General features: G+C 70.0%; 14 protein-coding genes. 8 read left to right on the plus strand and 6 right to left on the minus strand.

The window, feature by feature from the left end:
• Positions 1-26: 26 nt before the first annotated feature.
• The gene (locus ACFPMG_RS16665) at positions 27-509 is read right to left on the minus strand and encodes an Rrf2 family transcriptional regulator (protein WP_014239836.1); all 483 of its coding nucleotides are present in this window, start codon (positions 507-509) and stop codon (positions 27-29) included.
• Positions 510-586: 77 nt separating this feature from the next.
• A complete protein-coding gene (gene epsC / locus ACFPMG_RS16670) occupies positions 587-1,360 on the minus strand; it encodes a serine O-acetyltransferase EpsC (RefSeq protein WP_376996273.1) in 774 nt (257 codons plus the stop codon).
• A gap of 265 nt (positions 1,361-1,625) precedes the next feature.
• Between epsC and ACFPMG_RS16675 the strand changes: the two genes are divergently transcribed.
• The 3 genes from ACFPMG_RS16675 to ACFPMG_RS16685 are packed head-to-tail and all read left to right on the plus strand — an operon-like array spanning position 1,626 to position 3,814.
• Positions 1,626-2,288 (plus strand): alpha/beta hydrolase, encoded by a 663-nt coding sequence (locus tag ACFPMG_RS16675; RefSeq protein WP_014239834.1) that lies wholly within the window; start codon positions 1,626-1,628, stop codon positions 2,286-2,288.
• A 29-nt stretch (positions 2,289-2,317) separates the two neighbouring features.
• Positions 2,318-2,461 (plus strand): hypothetical protein, encoded by a 144-nt coding sequence (locus ACFPMG_RS16680; RefSeq protein WP_186466172.1) that lies wholly within the window; start codon positions 2,318-2,320, stop codon positions 2,459-2,461.
• Positions 2,462-2,470: 9 nt separating this feature from the next.
• Complete coding sequence (locus ACFPMG_RS16685; protein ID WP_376996274.1) at positions 2,471-3,814, plus strand: glycoside hydrolase family 3 N-terminal domain-containing protein; 1,344 nt, start codon at positions 2,471-2,473, stop codon at positions 3,812-3,814.
• Between the two features lie 4 nt (positions 3,815-3,818).
• Here the strand turns inward: ACFPMG_RS16685 and ACFPMG_RS16690 are convergent, their stop codons facing one another.
• Positions 3,819-4,883 (minus strand): anhydro-N-acetylmuramic acid kinase, encoded by a 1,065-nt coding sequence (locus tag ACFPMG_RS16690; protein ID WP_376996275.1) that lies wholly within the window; start codon positions 4,881-4,883, stop codon positions 3,819-3,821.
• A 106-nt stretch (positions 4,884-4,989) separates the two neighbouring features.
• On the opposite strand from ACFPMG_RS16690, the gene tyrS reads away from it, so the two are divergent.
• A complete protein-coding gene (tyrS, locus tag ACFPMG_RS16695; RefSeq protein ID WP_376996276.1) occupies positions 4,990-6,243 on the plus strand; it encodes a tyrosine--tRNA ligase in 1,254 nt (417 codons plus the stop codon).
• A 161-nt stretch (positions 6,244-6,404) separates the two neighbouring features.
• Here the strand turns inward: tyrS and ACFPMG_RS16700 are convergent, their stop codons facing one another.
• Positions 6,405-10,037 (minus strand): YhdP family protein, encoded by a 3,633-nt coding sequence (locus tag ACFPMG_RS16700; RefSeq protein WP_376996277.1) that lies wholly within the window; start codon positions 10,035-10,037, stop codon positions 6,405-6,407.
• Between the two features lie 102 nt (positions 10,038-10,139).
• On the opposite strand from ACFPMG_RS16700, the gene ACFPMG_RS16705 reads away from it, so the two are divergent.
• Positions 10,140-13,151 carry a bifunctional [glutamine synthetase] adenylyltransferase/[glutamine synthetase]-adenylyl-L-tyrosine phosphorylase gene (locus tag ACFPMG_RS16705; protein WP_376996278.1) on the plus strand — a complete coding sequence of 1,004 codons (3,012 nt, stop codon included), beginning with the start codon at positions 10,140-10,142 and terminating at the stop codon, positions 13,149-13,151.
• Positions 13,148-13,633: a thioredoxin-dependent thiol peroxidase gene (bcp, locus tag ACFPMG_RS16710; RefSeq protein WP_376996279.1), complete on the plus strand. Its 486-nt coding sequence runs from the start codon at positions 13,148-13,150 to the stop codon at positions 13,631-13,633. Before ACFPMG_RS16705 ends, bcp begins: the two co-directional genes overlap by 4 nt.
• Before the next feature lie 39 nt (positions 13,634-13,672).
• On the opposite strand, the gene ACFPMG_RS16715 is transcribed toward bcp, so the two are convergent.
• Together ACFPMG_RS16715 and parA are read right to left on the minus strand one after the other, a co-directional pair.
• Complete coding sequence (locus ACFPMG_RS16715) at positions 13,673-14,665, minus strand: glycosyltransferase family 61 protein (protein ID WP_376996280.1); 993 nt, start codon at positions 14,663-14,665, stop codon at positions 13,673-13,675.
• Positions 14,666-14,721: 56 nt separating this feature from the next.
• A complete protein-coding gene (parA, locus tag ACFPMG_RS16720) occupies positions 14,722-15,369 on the minus strand; it encodes a ParA family partition ATPase (protein ID WP_376996427.1) in 648 nt (215 codons plus the stop codon).
• A gap of 111 nt (positions 15,370-15,480) precedes the next feature.
• Between parA and ACFPMG_RS16725 the strand changes: the two genes are divergently transcribed.
• Entirely contained in the window at positions 15,481-16,452 is a 972-nt protein-coding gene (locus tag ACFPMG_RS16725) for an L-threonylcarbamoyladenylate synthase (protein WP_376996281.1), read from the plus strand.
• 190 nt (positions 16,453-16,642) lie between these two features.
• Complete coding sequence (locus ACFPMG_RS16730; protein ID WP_376996282.1) at positions 16,643-18,094, plus strand: FAD-binding oxidoreductase; 1,452 nt, start codon at positions 16,643-16,645, stop codon at positions 18,092-18,094.
• The last annotated feature ends 99 nt before the right edge of the window (positions 18,095-18,193 follow it).

Raw genomic sequence — 18,193 nt, forward strand, 5'->3', positions numbered from 1 at the left:
GGGACGAAGGGCCGGAGGACGCTCCCTTACTCCGCCGCGACCGCAGCACCCTCGTCCGCCGGCTGCGGGCCGCGGATGGTCAGGCTGCTGGTGCCGATGATCCGCCGCTCCACCACGTCGGCCACGGTGACCGAGCTGAGATACATGTGGATCTGGTTGCCCAGCTCCTCCCACAGGTCGTGAGTCAGGCAGCGCGAGCGGTTGGTGCGGCAACCCTGCGGCGTCCCGTTGGCGCAGCGGGTCGTACGGATCGGTTCGTCCACCGCCAGGATGATGTCGGACACCCGCGTCGCGTCCGCCGGATGGGCCAGCAGATAGCCGCCGCCGGGGCCGCGCACGCTCTTCACGAGACCGCCCTTGCGCAGCTTGGCGAACAGCTGCTCCAGATAGGAGAGCGAAATCTCCTGCCGGTCGGCGATGTCGGCAAGGGCGACGGGGCTCCCCTGGCTGGTGGCAGCAAGATCGACCATGGCCATGACGGCATAGCGTCCCTTGGTGCTGAGTCTCATTTTACCCTCCTTACCCTTCCTTCACCCCGGCCCGACCGTCCAGCGGATCGGCGCCAAGCCTCGTGTTTGTGTTTGGTTCAACAGGACGCCGCCGGACCGCCGTCGGCGGACACCGGCTCGCGCACCCCATTGTCGGGCCGGGCGCTCCCGTTGGGAACACCTGATGTTTCGTATACGGACAAATTATGCGCGTTGCCGCGCTCCGATTCCAGTTCCTCGACGCGCCGGCGCAGGGTCGACACTTGATCGAGCAGGCCGTTCAGCGCGCGCGCCACCGGATCGGGGATGTCGCCGCAGGGCGTGCCGTAGGGCATGAACTTCTGCGTCTCGACGCGGTCGCGCGTCACCACCGCCTTGGCCGGGATGCCGACCACGGCGACGCCCGGCGCCACGTCCGCCACCACGACGGCGTTGGCGCCGACGCGGGCGCCGCGCCCGATGGTGATGGCGCCCAGCACCTTGGCCCCCGCGCCGACGATCACGCCGCTTTCCAACGTCGGGTGGCGCTTGCCCTGGTTCAGCGAGGTGCCGCCCAGCGTCACCCCGTGATAGAGCATCACGTCGTCGCCGATCTCGGCGGTCTCGCCGATGACGACGCCCATGCCGTGGTCGATGAAGAAGCGGCGCCCGATGGTCGCCCCCGGATGGATCTCGATGCCGGTCAGGGCGCGGGCGATCTGCGAGACGGCGCGCGCCATCAGGTGCCAGCGGCGATCCCAGCAATAGCGGGCGACGCGGTGCATGACGATGGCGTGGAAGCCCGGATAGCACAACGCGACCTCGGCCCGGGACCGCGCGGCCGGGTCGCGGGCCATGATACCGTCGATCTCTTCGCGAAGATGCTTGAACACCGGAACACCCGCCGTGGTATAGTCCGCCCTCTTGCCGGAAGAGGAGATCTTTCGCAAGAGCCCTCGACCCGTGCCTCGCCGGTCGCGCGGGTTGCCCTGGAAGGACGCATCGACGCATATATGATGACCAAGCAAAACGGTCAAGAATTGTGTGCGAAAAATCCATGCTTGTCCATGGGCAACCACGTCCGCTTGCCGTGGCGTCCGCCCACCGCTCCGCCGGTGGTCCGGATCACCTTATATTCGCGTCAGGATCGCCGTTCCCATGCCTGAAGTGATGATCAACGGTCCGGCCGGACGTCTGGAAGGGCGCTACACACACGGCACGATCCCCAACGCGCCGATGGCCTTGCTGCTGCATCCGCACCCGCATCACAACGGGACCATGAACAACAAGGTGGTCTTCACCCTGTTCCAGTCCTTCACGAAGCGCGGCTACTCGGCCCTGCGCTTCAATTTCCGGGGGGTCGGCCGCAGCCAGGGCACCTATGACAAGGGCGAAGGGGAACTGGCCGACGCGGCGGCGGCGCTGGACTGGCTGCAGACCCACAACCCCAACGCCCCGGTCTGCTGGATCGCCGGCGTGTCCTTCGGGGCGTGGATCGGCATGCAGCTTCTGATGCGCCGTCCGGAGATCGACGGCTTCGTGTCCGTCTCGCCGCCGGCCAACCTCTTCGACTTCTCCTTCCTGGCGCCCTGCCCGTCCTCCGGCCTGATCATCCACGGCGACAAGGACGAGCTGGTTCCGGGAGCGGCGGTGAACAAGCTGGTGACCAAGCTGTCGCACCAGAAAGACATCCGGATCGACCACCGCGTGGTGCCGGGCGCCAACCATTTCTTCGCCAACCGCAGCGACGATCTGGCGGTGCAGGTGGACGACTATCTGGACCGCGCGATGGGCAACCCCGTCGCCGCCGTGGCGGAATGAGCGTTGAAACGACGAGCGGAGCGACCGTTGTGAAGACCCTTCGGCTCACCGTCCTCGCCGGCCTCGCGGCGCTGCTGCTGTCCGGTTGCAGCGACGCCCAGCTCGCCAGCACCTTCGGCAACTGGTGCAAGCACGCCGACAATTGCACCGACAACAGCCGCCCGCGTCCCTGACACGACGCCATGAGCCGCATAGACACCGTGGCGCGGTCCACCATAAGGATGGCGGTGCCGACGGCGTTGTGGCTCAGCGGCGCGCTGGCGCTCTGCGCTGCCTTGGCGATCCGGACTCCTTACCTGTTCTCCATCCGCTGCTGGGCTCTGGCGGCCGTGCTGTGCGCGGGAGCGCTCGGCGTGGCGCTGGCCTCCTGGTGGCTGCGGAAAAACCGCCGTCCGCTGGGCTGGCTCCTGCTTGCACTCTGCGCGGCGGGTCCTGTGGTTGCGTTGACGATGGAAGGCCGTTTCCTGCTGCAGAAACAGCGGGTGCTGGCCAACCGCGAAGCCATGGCCCGCGATATCGGTCGTCATCTGATGATCGGCTACGGCACCTTGGCCGATGTCGAGCCGCTGGCGGCCAACGGTCTGATCGGTGGGATTTTCGTCACCCGCTCCAACATCGCCGCCCGTTCGGCGGAGGGGTTGCGCGCCGACATCGCACGCTTGCAGACGCTGCGCCGTGAGGCGGGACTGCCTCCGCTGGCCATCGCCGCCGACCAGGAGGGCGGGATCGTCTCCCGCCTTTCGCCGCCGCTGACCGCATTGCCGCCCATCGGAACGCTGGCGGATCACCCCGCTGACCAGCGCCGGGCCGCGGCGCTGGCCTATGGCGCCATCCATGGCGAGGAGTTGGCCGCTTTGGGCGTCACCGTCAATTTCGCCCCCGTGGTTGACTTGCGAACAGACAACCCGACCCATTCGCTTGATTTCGGCAGCCAGATCGCCCGCCGCGCGATTTCCGACAACCCGGCCACCGTTACGGAGGTCGCACTGGCCTATGGCGAGGCGCTGCGGCAGGCTGGCGTCACCCCGACATTGAAGCATTTCCCCGGCCTGGGTGGGGTGGTCGAGGACACGCACATCATCGGCGCCACCCTGCACACCCCCACCGACGCGCTGGAGCGGAGGGATTGGCGCCCCTTCAGGGAAATTCTCGGACGGCTCGACGCCTGGCTGATGGTCGGGCACGCCACCCTTGCCACAGTGGACCCGCTGGCGCCCGCCTCGCTGTCCCGGCGTGTGGTCGGGGGTCTGCTGCGGGCAGACTGGGGGTATCAGGGAATCATTGTCACCGACGACATGACCATGGGCGCGGTCTTCAACGGCGGGCTGTGCCGGGGAGCCGTCGCGGCGCTGAACGCCGGGGTGGACATCCTTCTGGTGTCCTACGACTGGGAGCAGACGTTCCCAGCCCTGGACTGCCTGATCGACGCCGGACGCGACGGGCGGCTCGACAGCGCAGCGCTGGCGCAAAGCCGCCGTCGCCTGGACGCCATTCGACTGGGTGCCATGAAGGCCGCGCTCCCCTGAGGCGTCACAGCGGGTGGAAGCGCCCGCCGGTCATCGGCCGGGGCGCGCCGGTGGTGGACGGCAGGCTGAGCGGCAGGCCCTTGCGGCTGCGCACCGCCAGATAGGCGAAGGCCTCGGCCTCCAGCGCGTCGCCGTTCCAGCCCACCGCCTCCACCGGATCGACCGGCACGCCCAGCCGGTCGGCCAGCATCCCCATCAGCGTCGCGTTGTGCCGCCCGCCGCCGCAGACCAGCCAGCGCCGCGGCGCCTCCGGCAAATGCGGGACGATGCGGGCGACCGACGCGGCGGTGAAAGCGGTCAGGGTCGCCGCCCCGTCCTTCACCGACAACCCGCGCACGGGCGCCGGATCGAAGGCGTCGCGGTCGAGCGACTTCGGCGCCGGCTGGTCGAAATAGGGATGGGCGAGCAAGACCGCCAAGGCGCCCTCGTCCACCAGCCCCCCCGCCGCCAGCGCCCCGCCGGAATCGTAGCGGGCGCCCTGGCCGGACAGCACCCAGTCATCCACCAGCGCGTTGCCCGGCCCGGTGTCGCAGGCGATCACGTCGTCCGTCCCCTCGCCGATCCAGGTGACGTTGGCGACGCCGCCGATGTTCAGCACGGCCAGCGGGCGCGGCAGGGCGTCGGCCAGCGCGCGGTGGAACAGCGGCACCAGGGGGGCGCCCTGCCCGCCCGCCGCCACGTCTGCCGTGCGGAAGTCGTTGACCACGGCGATGCCGGTCGCCCGCGCCAGCCACGCGCCATCGCCGATCTGCCAAGTGCGGCGCTGCGCCGGGTCGTGGAAGATCGTATGGCCGTGGAAGCCGATCAGGTCCACCGTGGCGGCCTCCACCCCGGCCTCCACCAGCAGGCGGCGCACGGCGTCGGCGTGGGCGTCGGTCAGGGCCCGCTCGACCGCCTCCACCGACCCCTTGCCGCCGAGGCAGGAGCGCAGGTCGGCGCGGAAGCCGTCCTCGTAGGGGATGGTGACGAAGGCCAGCGGCTCCACCCGGCGTTCGCCGTCGGTGCGGACCAGCGCCGCGTCGATCCCGTCCATGGAGGTGCCGCTCATCAGCCCGACGACCGTCTGCATTCCCTGCCTCAATCCTTTGTCGAATCAGCCCCGAGAATTGTGGGGCCGCGCGTTCCATGCTAACAGACGCGACCCTGGACCCTACCACGACAGCCGGATCGCGGCCATGACGACGCTGACATCGGATTTCCTCCGCACGCTGCAGGAACGCGGCTTCATCCACCAGTGCACCGACCTCGCCGGGCTCGACGAGCGCGCGGCGAAGGGGCCGATCATCGCCTACATCGGCTTCGACTGCACGGCGGACAGCCTGCATGTGGGCAGCCTGCTGCCGATCATGATGCTGCGCTGGCTGCAGAAGACCGGCCACAAGCCGATCGTCCTGATGGGCGGCGGCACGACCAAGATCGGCGACCCCTCCGGCAAGGACGAGGCACGCCAGCTCCTCACCGACGAGATCATCAACGCCAACATGGCGGGCATCAAGCGCATCTTCGGGCGCTACCTGTCCTTCGGCGACGGTCCCACGGACGCGGTGATGGTCAACAACGCCGACTGGCTGGACGCGCTGAAATACATCCCGCTGCTGCGCGACATCGGGCGGCACTTCACGATCAACCGCATGATGACCTTCGAATCGGTCAAGCTGCGGCTGGATCGTGAGCAGCCGCTGACCTTCCTGGAATTCAACTACATGATTCTCCAGGCCTATGATTTCGTGGAGCTGTTCCGGCGCGAGAAGTGCATGCTCCAGATGGGCGGGTCGGACCAGTGGGGCAACATCATCAACGGCGTCGAGCTGGGCCGCCGCACCGACGGGGCGGAGCTGTTCGGCCTGACCACGCCGCTGCTGACCACCGCGTCGGGCGCCAAGATGGGCAAGACGGCGGCGGGCGCGGTGTGGCTGACCGCCGACAAGCTCAGCGCCTATGATTTCTGGCAGTACTGGCGCAACACCGAGGACGCCGACGTCGGCCGCTTCCTGCGCCTCTACACCGAGTTGCCGCTGGACGAGGTGGCGCGGCTGGAAGCCCTTGAGGGCGCCGGCATCAACGAGGCCAAGAAGATCCTCGCCCACGAAGTGACCAAGCTCGCCCACGGCGAGGCAGCCGCCCTGGAAGCCGCCGAGACCGCCCGCCGCACCTTCGAGCAGGGCGCTGCCGCCGAAGGCCTGCCGAGCATCGACGTGCCCCGCGCCGAGCTTGAGGCCGGGGTCGCGGTGGTGGATCTGCTGGTCTCCGCCGGGCTGGCCGCGTCGAAGGGCGAGGCGCGCCGCCTCATCAAGGGCGCCGGCGCCAAGATGAACGACGCCGCCATCCCCGACGAGGCCGCCAAGGCCACCGCCGCCGATCTGAACGCCGACGGCGTCATCAAGCTGAGCGCCGGCAAAAAGCGTCACGCGCTGGTCAAGGCCGTGTGAGGCACCGCTGAATCTCCCTGATGTCCCCTCTCCCCTCCGGGGAGAGGGTTAGGGTGAGGGGGTTGCGCGTGGCGGACCGTCCGGCACAAGCGCAACCCCCTCACCCGCCCGCTTCGCGGGCACCCTCTCCCCAGAGGGGCGAGGGATGAACAATCCGCCCTCTACTTCTCGAAAGTCCCTGGCGACGGCGCTTCCTTGCCGTCGCCTCCGTCACCCAGGAAGAACAGGTTGCGCAGGAAGCCCGGCGCCAGCATGGCGAGCGGGTTCACCGTCACGTCCGGGTCGCCCAGCGGGCCGCGGACGTGCCAAGTGGCGCTGAAGATGCCCTGCCCCTCGCCACCGCTCAGCGCGTCGCCCAACAACGGAATCTGGCCGATCAGGCGGTTCAGCCCATAGATCGGCACGATGGTGCCGCGCAGGTTGGCGGTGTCGGTCTCGATGTCGATTTCCCCTCCCAGGGTGAGGCCGAGCGCGGAGCCTGAGGTGCGCAGGTCCTTGATCGTCAGCAGGCGCCCGTCCTTGCGGTAGTCGCTGACCGCCCGCCCGAACCGGATGCCCTTGCCGCCGCCCATCAGTTCGGCGAAGCCGGAGGGAGAGATGGAGTTCAGGATACGGGCCAGGACCGGCGGATCGACCAGCGCGTAATCGGTCAGCTCCAGCCGGCCTTCGATGGCGGCGTCGGCGCGCGGCTCCACCGTCCGCCCGGTGATCGCCAGCGCCCCGCCCTGCACCCGGTCGTTGATGTCGAGCGCGCGGAAGGTCGCGCCGGCGTCACTGGCCGAGATGGCCACGTCGTAGAATCCCTGGGCGCCCGGCAGGAAGCGCAGGGACACCGCCCCGTCGCGCCCCGCCTTCGCCGTCACGTCGAGCGCCGTCCAGGACAGGCGGTCGCGCTTGATCCGCCCGGCCACGTCGGACAGGTGGCGGCCATCCCCGAAGACAACGCGGTTCAGCTTCAGGTCGAAGTCGAGCGGCAGCGGCTTCTCGTCGGGCGGTCCCTGCTTCTTGCCGCCGGGCGGGTCGGCCTTGCCGGCCAGGACGCGGGCGTCCAGGCTCTGGCCGGTGATGGTCCCGGAATAGCCGCTCTTGCCGCCATCATGCACCGTCACGTCGGCCTTCAGGTCGGTCTGGCCGACGGACATCTGGCTGACCGCCACCTTGGTGACCGCCATGGTCTGCGGAGCGAGGTCGACGACCGCCTGGGCGCGCAGCCCCCCGGCATCGACCGACAGGCCGGTGATGCGGGTCACCCGGTCCTTCTGGAACTCCAGCGCCAGCTTGCCGGTGCCAGGGACGCCGGGCCGCTTCTCCCAGCCCAGCTCGTCGATGCGCAGATGGGTCTTCTCCAGGTTCAACCCGGCGGTCAGGCCGAAGCGGCGGCGCTGGTCCACGGTGAACAGCACGTCCGCCCCCAGCGGCCCCGCGACATGCTCGCCGAGGTCGATGCCGTGGCTGCGCAGGTCCTCGGCGTCCACGTCGCCCTTCACGGCGATGCGGGTGCGCGGCCCCTTGGCGGTGGAGGTGAACTGCTCCTTCCAGTCGATGGTGACAGGGATGCCGTCCAGCTTGGTGTTGCCCTTCACCGTCATGGCGTTCATGTCGAGCGCCAGCGTCAGGTCGCCCTCGGTCGCGGTCAGCCCGGCGGCCACCTTCTCCACCCCGACGCCGCGCAGCTTCGCCGCGACGTCCAGGTTCAGCTGCTCCACCTTCAGATCGACCAGCAGCGGGAACTGGAAATGGAGCTGCGCGTCGGCCTGCCCCTGCGTGCGCTTGGGGTCGAGGTCGAGGCGGCTGGGATAGCCCAGCGGCGGGCTGTCGAGGACGGTCAGGATGGTGCGCACCGGCCCGCGGACCGGGACGCGGATGTCCATGGTCTCCTTGCCGGTGTCCAGGCCGCCGATGACGATCGTGCCCTCGCCGAGTTGGACGTCCTCGATCCGCCCGCCCTTGGTGTGGATGGTGAAGGTCTTGCCGTCGGTGGACACCTCCGCCCCCAACCCGGCAACCTTGGGCAGCGGGTGGAAATAGTCCACCGTCATGTCCTCGGCCTTGATGCCGGCCTGGAAATGCGTCACGTCGATCGCCGCGAGGTCGGACAGCGGCCCGCCGGCCCGGACGGTCGCCGTCGCCTCCGGCACGACGCCGCGCGACAGGTTTTCGGTCACCCACTCCCGCGCGTTCTTCCCCACCCCCAGCGGCCACAGCCGGGGAAGCTCGTCCGCCGGCACCCGCTTGGCCGTCACGGCGGCTTCCACCGACAGGCGGGCGTCCGGCGTGCCGAACCGGGCGATGGTGGCCTGCGCCGTTCCCTCCACGGTCGGCCCGCCGAGATCGACCGCCAGCCGCTCCACGTTCAGTTGACCCGAGGCGCGGTCGCCGGCCACCGTCAGGGCGGCGGAGGCGACGGGCAGCGGCTCCGGAAACAGGTCCGGCCGAACGACGCGGCCGGCCCCGGCCGTCAGCTCCGCCCGCCCGCTGCGCGGCTGCCCGTCGGGGTCCAGCTCCACGCTGGCCGTGCCGGACAGGGGGAGCTGCGCCGCGGCCAGCGGCGTCAACGCCGGGGCGAGGCCGGCCAGCGCGGCGGGCACCAGCCCGTCGAGCGTTGCTGCGACCGACGCGCCCTTGTCGGGAACCTGCGTGCCGTCGAGGTCGAGCGAGGCCCGCGTGCCGCCCGCCGTCAGGTCGAGCCGCAGGCTGCCGCTGCGCTGCCCGCCCTGCTCCCGCAGGTTGCCACGCCCGGACACCGCCATCCCGTCGAACGCGAGGTCCAGCCGCTCCAGTTCCGCCCGCCGGCCCGGCACGTCCAGCCCGCCACGCAGCCGCACACGGTCGACACGGTAGGGGTCGGGCCGCAGCGCGGGCAGGCTGACCTCCCCCGCGCCGCCCTGCAGGTCGAAGCTGAAGCGCACCGGCTCGAACCGCGAATCCAGGGTGGCGTCGATGCGCCCGCCAAGGGGAACGGTCACCGCCGACAGCGGCGCCAGCAGCGGGCCGATCTTGGCCAGCGCCGCCGGCTGGAGCCCGTCGAAGCGGGTGGACAGCGCGGTTTCCGCATCGGCCATGCGATGGACGCCCGACGCCTCCACCGCCGCCGTCCGCCCGTCGAGGTCGAGCAGAAGCTGCGCCCCGCCGACGATCTCCGTCCCGTCGCGGGTCAGCACGATGTCGGCGCGGTTGGCGTGCCAGGACAGGCCCAGCATGCGGTTCGTCACCGTCAGGTCGGCGCCGACGACGGTCAACCGCCGCAGCAGGCCCAGCGGGCGGGCGATGTCCGGGGGCTGCATCAGGGTGGCGACGATCTCCCCCGCGAAATCGGGGCCGCCGTCCGGCTCGTCCTTCTCCGGCTCGCCGGGAGACGGAATCGAGCGCACGTCGAAATCCAGGCTGCCGTCGGCCCGGCGCACCACTTGGAGGCGCGGTCGCACCAGGTCGAGCCGGGTCGGCGACAGCCTGCCCTGGAACAGCGCGCGCACGGAGAAGCCGACGCCCAGCTCCGGCACCGCCGCAAGCTCGTCCCCCTCGGCGTTGACCGCGTGCACGTCGATGGCCCGCAGGTCCAGCCGGGTCAGCCCGTCGCTCTCCTCCTCATCCACCCAGGACAGGACGAGCTGGCCGACATCGACGCTGTAGCGGCCCTGCGGGTCGCTCAGCGCCCGCTCCACATAGGGAGTCAGCGGGTCGAGGGCGATCGGCCCCTGGGCCAGCCGCCACGCGAACAGCCCGCCGGCAGCGCCGACGACGACGACCGCGCCCGCGGTGGTCCAGGCGAGAATCTTCGCGGTGCGCCGGATCACGGTCGGTGTCCCGGCGACGATGCCCGCGCGTTGTCACAGTTGACCGGACCCTCGCGACCGCGCACCTTCCTGCTCAGTTCTTGTGCAGGGATAGCCGCGACCATGACCACCACGCTGCCGAAACCCTTCGACACCGCCCTCGCCGAACGCGGCCTGGAGCGCTGGCGCGCCGAGGCGGCGAGCGCCGCAGACAACGACGGCGACCGCACCGGCGACGGCGACGCCTTGCGCGCCTGGGCCGAGGCGTACGCCGATTCGGCCGAGGGCCGGGCGCTGATCGACGCGGTGTGCGGCAACAGCCCGTATCTCGGCCAGATCCTGACGCGCGAGCTGCCCTTCGTCCGCGAAATGGTGACGCAGGGGTACGACGCCGCCTTCGCGGCGCTGCTGCGCCGGCTGGAGGCGGACTGCGCGGAGGAGCGCAACATCGACCGGCTGATGACCGCCCTGCGCGTTGCCAAGCGGCGGGCGGCGCTGCTGATCGCCGTCGCCGACATCACCGGCGCGTGGGAGCTGGAGGCCGTCACCGGCGCGCTGTCCGACATCGCCGAGACGTCGGTGCGGATGGCGGCAAACCACCTGCTGCGCCGCGCCGCGGAGGCGGGGACGCTGACGCTGCCGGAACCGCAGCGGCCATGGGTCGGGTCGGGCCTGATCGTGCTTGGCATGGGCAAACTTGGTGCGCGCGAACTCAACTATTCCAGCGATATCGACCTGATCGTCCTGTACGACGACGCCGTCGTGCAAACGCCCCAGCCGGACAACCTCGCCCGCACGTTCATTCGTATCGCGCGCGATCTTGTCCGCATTATGGATGAACGGACCAAGGACGGCTACGTCTTCCGTACAGATCTGCGGCTGCGTCCCGATCCCGGGGCGACGCCGCTCGCGGTGTCGGTTTCGGCGGCCGAAATTTACTACGGCAGCGTCGGGCAGAACTGGGAGCGCGCGGCCATGATCAAGGCCCGCCCGATCGCCGGCGATCCGGAAGCGGGGGCGCATTTCCTGCGTTTCCTCGAACCGTTCGTGTGGCGGCGCCACCTCGACTTCGCGGCCATCCAGGACATCCATTCCATCAAGCGTCAGATCAACGCCCACAAGGGCCATCGTGAAGTGACGGTGAACGGCCACGACATCAAGGTCGGCCGGGGCGGAATCCGCGAGATCGAGTTCTTCGCCCAGACCCAGCAGCTGATCTTCGGCGGGCGCGACATCCGCGTGCGCATCGCCCCCACCCTGCTGGCGAACAAGGCGCTGTGCGCGGTCGGCCGCGTGCCGGAGGCGGCGGTGGAGGAGCTGGAGGAGGCTTACCGCTTCCTGCGCCGGGTCGAGCACCGCATCCAGATGACCGACGACCGGCAGACCCACCAGATCCCGGCGGACGACGAGGGGGTGGCCCATCTCGCGACCTTCCTGGGCTACGAGCGGGTGGAGGATTTCCGCGCCGACCTGCTGGCCCAGCTCGGCCGGGTGGAGGACCGCTACGCCGAGCTGTTCGAGGAGGCGCCGTCGCTGTCCGGCCCCGGCAACCTTGTCTTCACCGGCACCGACGACGACCCCGGCACGGTGAAGACGCTGGCCGGCATGGGCTACCGCGACCCCAGCCGGGTCATTGCCGTGGTTTCCACCTGGCACCGCGGGCGCTACCGCTCCACGCGCTCGGGCCGCGCGCGGGAGCTGCTGACCGAGCTGGTGCCGGCCATGCTGAACGAGCTGGCCAAGACCCCCGCCCCGGACGACGCGTTGGTCAAGTTCGACAGCTTCCTGGAGCGGCTGCCGGCGGGGGTCGGGCTGTTCTCGCTGTTCATCGCCAACCCCTGGCTGCTCGCCCTGGTCGCGGAGATCATGGGCACGGCGCCGCAGCTTGCCGAGACGCTGTCGCGCAACCCGTCGCTGCTCGACGCCGTGCTGTCGCCCGACTTCTTCGACCCGCTGCCCAACGCGGCGGGGCTGACGCCGGAGTACCAGCGCTTCATCGCCGGAGCGCACAACTTCGAGGACGTGCTGACCCTGTCGCGGCGCTGGACCAACGACCAGCGCTTCCGCGCCGGGGCGCACATCCTGCGCGGCATCACCGACGGCGACCGCTGCGGCCCCTTCCTCGCCGATCTGGCCGACGTGGTGGTGCCGGAACTGGCCGCCCGCGTGGAGGAGGAATTCGCTGCCCGCCATGGCCGCATCCCCGGCGGCGCCTGGGTGGTGGTGGCGATGGGCAAGCTGGGCAGCCGGCAGCTCACCATCACCTCCGACATCGACCTGATCGTGGTCTACGAGGTGCCGCCGGGTACCCGCCAGTCGGACGGGGCCAAGCCGCTGGCTCCCAACGAATATTACATCAAGCTGACGCAGCGCCTGACCAACGCCATCACCGCCCCGATGGCCGACGGGCGGCTGTACGAGGTGGACATGCGGCTGCGCCCGTCGGGCAACGCCGGACCGCTGGCCACCGCGCTGGACGCCTTCACCGCCTATCAGGCCAAGGACGCCTGGACGTGGGAACACATGGCCTTGACCCGCGCCCGCGTCATCGGCGGCGATCCGGCGCTGGGTCATAAGGTCGAGTCGGCCATCCGCGGCGTGCTGACCGGCCCGCGCGACCCGGCCAAGGTGCTGTGGGACGTCGCCGACATGCGCCGCCGCATCGACAAGGAGTTCGGCACCACCAACCCGTGGAACGTCAAATACGCCCGCGGCGGCCTGATCGACATCGAGTTCACGGCCCAGTATCTCCAGCTCCGCCATGGGCACGCGCATCCGGACATCCTGTCCATCGCGACCAGCCGCGCCCTGCTCAACGCCGCCGCGGCCGGGCTGCTGGCGCCGGAGGTTGCGGAGGAGCTGGTGGCGACGCTGAAGCTGTGGCGCCGCGTGCAGGGGTTCCTGCGCCTGACCACCGACGGGGTGCTCGATCCGCGTCAGGTTTCGCCGACGCTGCGGGAGGGGCTGTCACGCGCCGCTTTCCCGGAGGAGGAGCCGGCGGTTGACTTCGCCGCGCTCGACAGCAGAATCCGGGGCATCGCCGCCCGCGCCCACCGCCATTTCGTGGCGCTGGTCGAGGAGCCGGCGTCAAGACTGCCTCCTCCAGAGACCAACGAAGAAGCCAAACTCCCATGAGCGAAGCCAACAACGCCGCCCCGATCGAGGTCGGCACCCCGGCCCCGGACTTCACCATGCCGACCGACGGCGGCGGCAGCGTCACGCTGTCCGCCCTGCGGGGCAAGCCGGTGGTGCTGTACTTCTACCCGAAGGACGACACCTCCGGCTGCACGTCGGAGGCCTGTGGCTTCCGCGACCAGCTCCCGGACTTCAGCGGGCTCGACGCCGTCATCATCGGCGTGTCCAAGGACAGCGTGGCCAGCCACGACAAGTTCAAGGCGAAGTACGAGCTGCCTTTCACGCTGGCCTCCGACAAGGAAACCGGCGTTGCCGAGGCCTACGGCGTGTGGGTCGAGAAGAGCATGTACGGCCGCAAATACATGGGGCTGGAGCGCGCGACCTTCCTGATCGACAAGGACGGCGTCGTCCGCAACGTCTGGCGCAAGGTGAAGGTCACCGGCCATGTCGCCGCGGTGCTGAAGGCGCTGCAGGCGCTGTGATCGCTCCGGGATGCGGCGGGGAACCTCTCCCCCGCCGCGTCAGCGGACGCCGACCCCGGCGAGGAGTTCGCGCAGCGCATCGAGCGGAACGACGTAGTCCCGCTCGATGATGTCGGGATGGCTGTCGGGCTGTTCGATGCAGGCGAGATCGCGATGGCGCATCCCCCGCTGGACGGCGAGATTCCCGAAGAAGGGTTGCAGAACACGGCCACGCAGTTCGATCAGGGTGGCGCCCGCCGGGGCGAACAGGATGTTGGTCAGGGCCGCACCGTGGCAACCGACGATCAGCTCCGCGTCGCTGAACAGGGCGACCTGCTCCTCGAAGGTGAGGCTTCCCGGATCGACGGCGAGGAATCCCAACGGCTTCAGTGCCTCCGCCACCTCGTCCTGGTTCACGGCAAAGCGCTTGCTGGTGTTCCGGCGCAGAACGAACAGCCGCTTCACCCCGGATGGCGCCGGCAGGACGTCGCGGGCGTGGTTCAGCACCACATTCCAGATCGCCACCGCCTGCGACCGCAACGGAAGCGGCACGAGGCAATCGGGATAGCAGCTCCAATCGCTGCGGCTGACGTGCAGATCCAGCCTGTCGAGCTTCAGCCCGATCATGAAGAGGCGCAGCGAGGCCGCCTGCCACGCGTTGGGGGGGCCATCCATGATGACCCGCCGTTCCGCGCCGTCCGTGAGCATGCCGAAGACGAGCCGCGGCAGGTGATCCAGGCACCAATGGAAGTAATTGTCGTTGCCGCCCATCGCCAGATACCGGCCGGGCGGCTCGGGCTGGTCGAGCGCCTGCAGGAAGACCGGCGAGGGTGCCTGCCCCACCATGCCGTAGGCCATCTCATGAAACATGCCGAAATGCCGCCGGAAGCAGCGCAGATCCGGCGTGACCGGGAACATCAGGTGGTTGTTCAGAACGCAGCGGTCGAAGACGGCCGCGACCGCGCTGTCGTCGCCGTCCCGCAGGAGGCGGCCGAGTTGCGGGTTGGCCGTCAGATGCTCGACGAGATCGACGCTCTGAATTGTGCCGTCCATGAGGCCCCCACGCCAGCGCCTACACAAGCATCCCGAACTTATCCGGCATCCCGAACTTATCCGGCGCGGGTCAGGATTTCTTCCGCCAGCGCCTGCATCTCCGCTGCCGCCTGGGTCTTGCGGGCAGCCTCGGTCACCGACAGGCCGGACAGCAGGGTCCCGGCGTAGGCGGTGCGGTTGCCGATCTGCGACTCCGCGATGTCCACGGCCGGCGGGTTCACGAGGTCGCGGACCCGCGCGATCAGTTCGTCGGCGATGCGGGCGCGCGGCGGCACGCGGTTCAGCACCAGCAGCAGCCGGCGCTTCTCCTGCGCGGCGAGGTCCAGCGTCGGCTGCACCGCCCACAGGTCCATCGGGCTGGGCTGCACCGGGGCAATGACGAGACTGGCGGCGCGCACGGCGATGCGGGCCTCCGTCTGGGCGTGGGGCGGGCTGTCGATCAGCACGATGTCGTGGTCGCGGGCCAGCTTCTCGACCTCGGTCTGGGTGCGCCAGCCGGTGATCTGGACATGGCTGAAACCGGGCTCTCCGCCCGTGGCCTCCGCCCGCACCGCGTGCCAACGGGTCAGGCTGCCCTGCGGGTCGATGTCCACCGTGGCGACCGAGCGCCCGAGCTGCATCCAGGCAATGGCGAGGTGAGCCACCAGCGTGGTCTTGCCGGCCCCGCCCTTCTGCTGAGCCACGGTGAAGACCTTGCCCGCCATGCCCACACCCATCATTTGGTTGTTTATCGCGCACACCCGTCATAAGGCTTGGACAGAGCCGGCGCAACCGCGCGAATTGACTTCATCCCCCGACGCTTTACAAATCGCCCCGTGACCGACAAGCATCCCGACATCATCCCCGCCACGCCCGCCGGCCTCGCCCGCGCCGGCGAGGCCCTGCGCAGCGGCGACTTGGTCGCCTTCCCGACCGAGACCGTCTACGGCCTCGGCGGCGACGCCACCGACGACCGGGCCGTGGCCGCGATCTTCGCCGCCAAGGGCCGCCCGCAGTTCAATCCGCTGATCGCCCATGTGCCGGACCTGCAGTCGGCCGAGGCCATCGCCGTGCTCGACGAGCGCGCGGTGGAGCTGGCCCATCAGTTCTGGCCCGGCCCGCTGACTCTGGTCCTGCCCCGCCGGGCCGAGGCCGGATTGTCGCTTCTGGTGTCCGCCGGCTTGGACAGCGTGGCGGTGCGCGTGCCCGGCCATCCGGTGGCGCAGGCGCTGCTGAAGGCCGCCGGCAAGCCGATCGCAGCACCCAGCGCCAACCGCTCCGGCGCGGTCAGCCCGACCGCCCCCCACCACGTCATCGAGAGCCTGGGCGACCGGGTCAGCATGGTGGTGGCCGGCGGCAAGTGCCAGGTCGGAGTGGAGTCGACCGTGCTCGACCTGACCGGCGCGACGCCCGTGCTGCTGCGCCCCGGCGCCGTGCTGCGCGAGGAGATCGAGCGGCTGATCGGCCCCATCCAGGTTTCCGCCGGCAACCCGGACGCCCCGACGTCGCCCGGCCAGTTGGAAAGCCACTACGCCCCCGACGCCCCGGTGCGGCTGAACGCCACGAGCGCCGAGGAGGACGAGGCGTTCCTGACCTTCGGCCCCGACCGCTTCATCCGCGGCGGCAAGGCCCGGCTGAACCTGAGCCTCCAGGGCGACCTGAACGAGGCGGCGGCGAACCTGTTCGCCCATCTCCGCGCTCTCGACCAGGAGGGTGCCCGCGCCATTGCCGTGATGCCGATCCCGGACGAGGGGCTGGGCGTCGCCATCAACGACCGGCTGCGGCGGGCCGCCGCCCCGCGGGGGTGATGGATCGGGGGTAGTGGAAAAACGGACGGCGAGGCGATAAGAGTCTCGCAACGAGCCCCCACCCTCCCGCTTCGCGGGTCCCTCTCTCCCCCGCTTGCGCGGGAGAGGGATAGAAAGCCCCCTCCCCTGCGACAGCGGGGGAGGGTCGGGGTGGGGGCAATGCTCTCTCCAGCCCCCGGACCGTCCGCCCATGACCTCCGCCAGCCCTGCCTCCAGCCCTGACGCCGCCAGCCTCGCCACCGCCCTCGACCAGATCCGCGCCATCGTCGGCCCGAACGGCCTTCTCACCGCGCCGGAGGACATGGCCCCCTACCTGTCGGAATGGCGTGGGCGCTTCAAGGGCAACAGCCCGGCGGTGGTCCGCCCGGCCAGCACCGAGGAGGTCGCGGCGGTGGTGAAAATCTGCGCGGAGGCCGGCATCCCGGTCGTCCCGCAGGGCGGCAACACCAGCCTCGTCGGCGGCTCCATCCCCTACGAGGAAGGGCGCGAGATCGTCATCAGCCTGTCGCGGATGAACAAAATCCGCGGCATCGACACGCTGAACTACACCATGACGGTGGAGGCCGGCGTCGTCCTGAAGACCGCGCAGGAGGCCGCGAAGGACAAGGACCGCCTGCTGCCGATGAGCCTGGGGGCGGAGGGCACCTGCCAGATCGGCGGGCTGATCTCCACCAACGCCGGCGGCATCAACGTGCTGCGCTACGGCAACATGCGCGACCTCGTGCTGGGTCTTGAGGTCGTGCTGGCCGACGGGCGCGTCTGGAACGGCCTGCGCAGCCTTCGCAAGAACAACACCGGCTACGACCTGAAGCACCTGTTCATCGGGGCGGAGGGCACGCTGGGCATCGTCACCGCCGCGGTGCTGAAGCTCTACCCGCGCCCGCGCCAGGCGGAGACGGCCTTCATCGCCGTGCCCAGCCCCGCCGCCGCCATCGAGCTGCTGGCCCGCCTGCGCGAAGCGTCGGGCGACGCGGTTGCCGCCTTCGAGCTGATGTCGCGCCGCTGCCTGGAATTCGCGCTCAAGCACGTCGCCGGCACCATCGACCCGCTGTCGGAGCCGTCGCCCTGGTACGTGCTGACCGAGTTGACCGCCGGCACCCAGTCCGACGCCTTCCGCGAGACGGTCGAGGCGGCGCTGGGCGAAGCCTTCGAGGCGGAGCTGGCCACCGACGCCACCATCGCCCAGTCGGAAACCCAAGCCAATCAGCTCTGGTTCATCCGCGAGGCCATCGTCGAGGCGCAGAAGTTCGAGGGCGGCTCGATCAAGAACGACGTGTCGGTCCCGGTCTCGCGCGTCGCCGAGTTCATCGAGCGCGCCGAGGCCGCCGTGGCCGCGGCCTGCCCCGGCATCCGCCCCACCCCCTTCGGCCATGTCGGGGACGGCAACATCCACTTCAACCTCAGCCAGCCGCAGGGCGCCGACACCGCCGCCTACCTTGCCCGCTGGGACGAGATCTGCCACGTCGTGAACGAGGTCATCTTCGACCTGGACGGCTCCATTTCCGCCGAGCATGGTGTCGGCCGCTTCAAGAAGGACGAGATGCCGGTCATCAAGAGCCCGGTCGAGTTCGACCTGCTGCGCGCCATGAAGACCGCGCTCGACCCCAGGGGCCTGCTGAACCCCGGCAAGATGCTCCCGTAAGGAGTGCTGCCCTAAGAGGTGCTCTGCCTGCCCCGTGCGACCTTTCGCGGTTCCGGCCTGTTCGTAGGAGTCGGTCGGTAACCGCGAAACGGAGGCGGC

The organism is Azospirillum himalayense, assembly GCF_042657465.1.
Lineage (GTDB): Bacteria > Pseudomonadota > Alphaproteobacteria > Azospirillales > Azospirillaceae > Azospirillum > Azospirillum himalayense.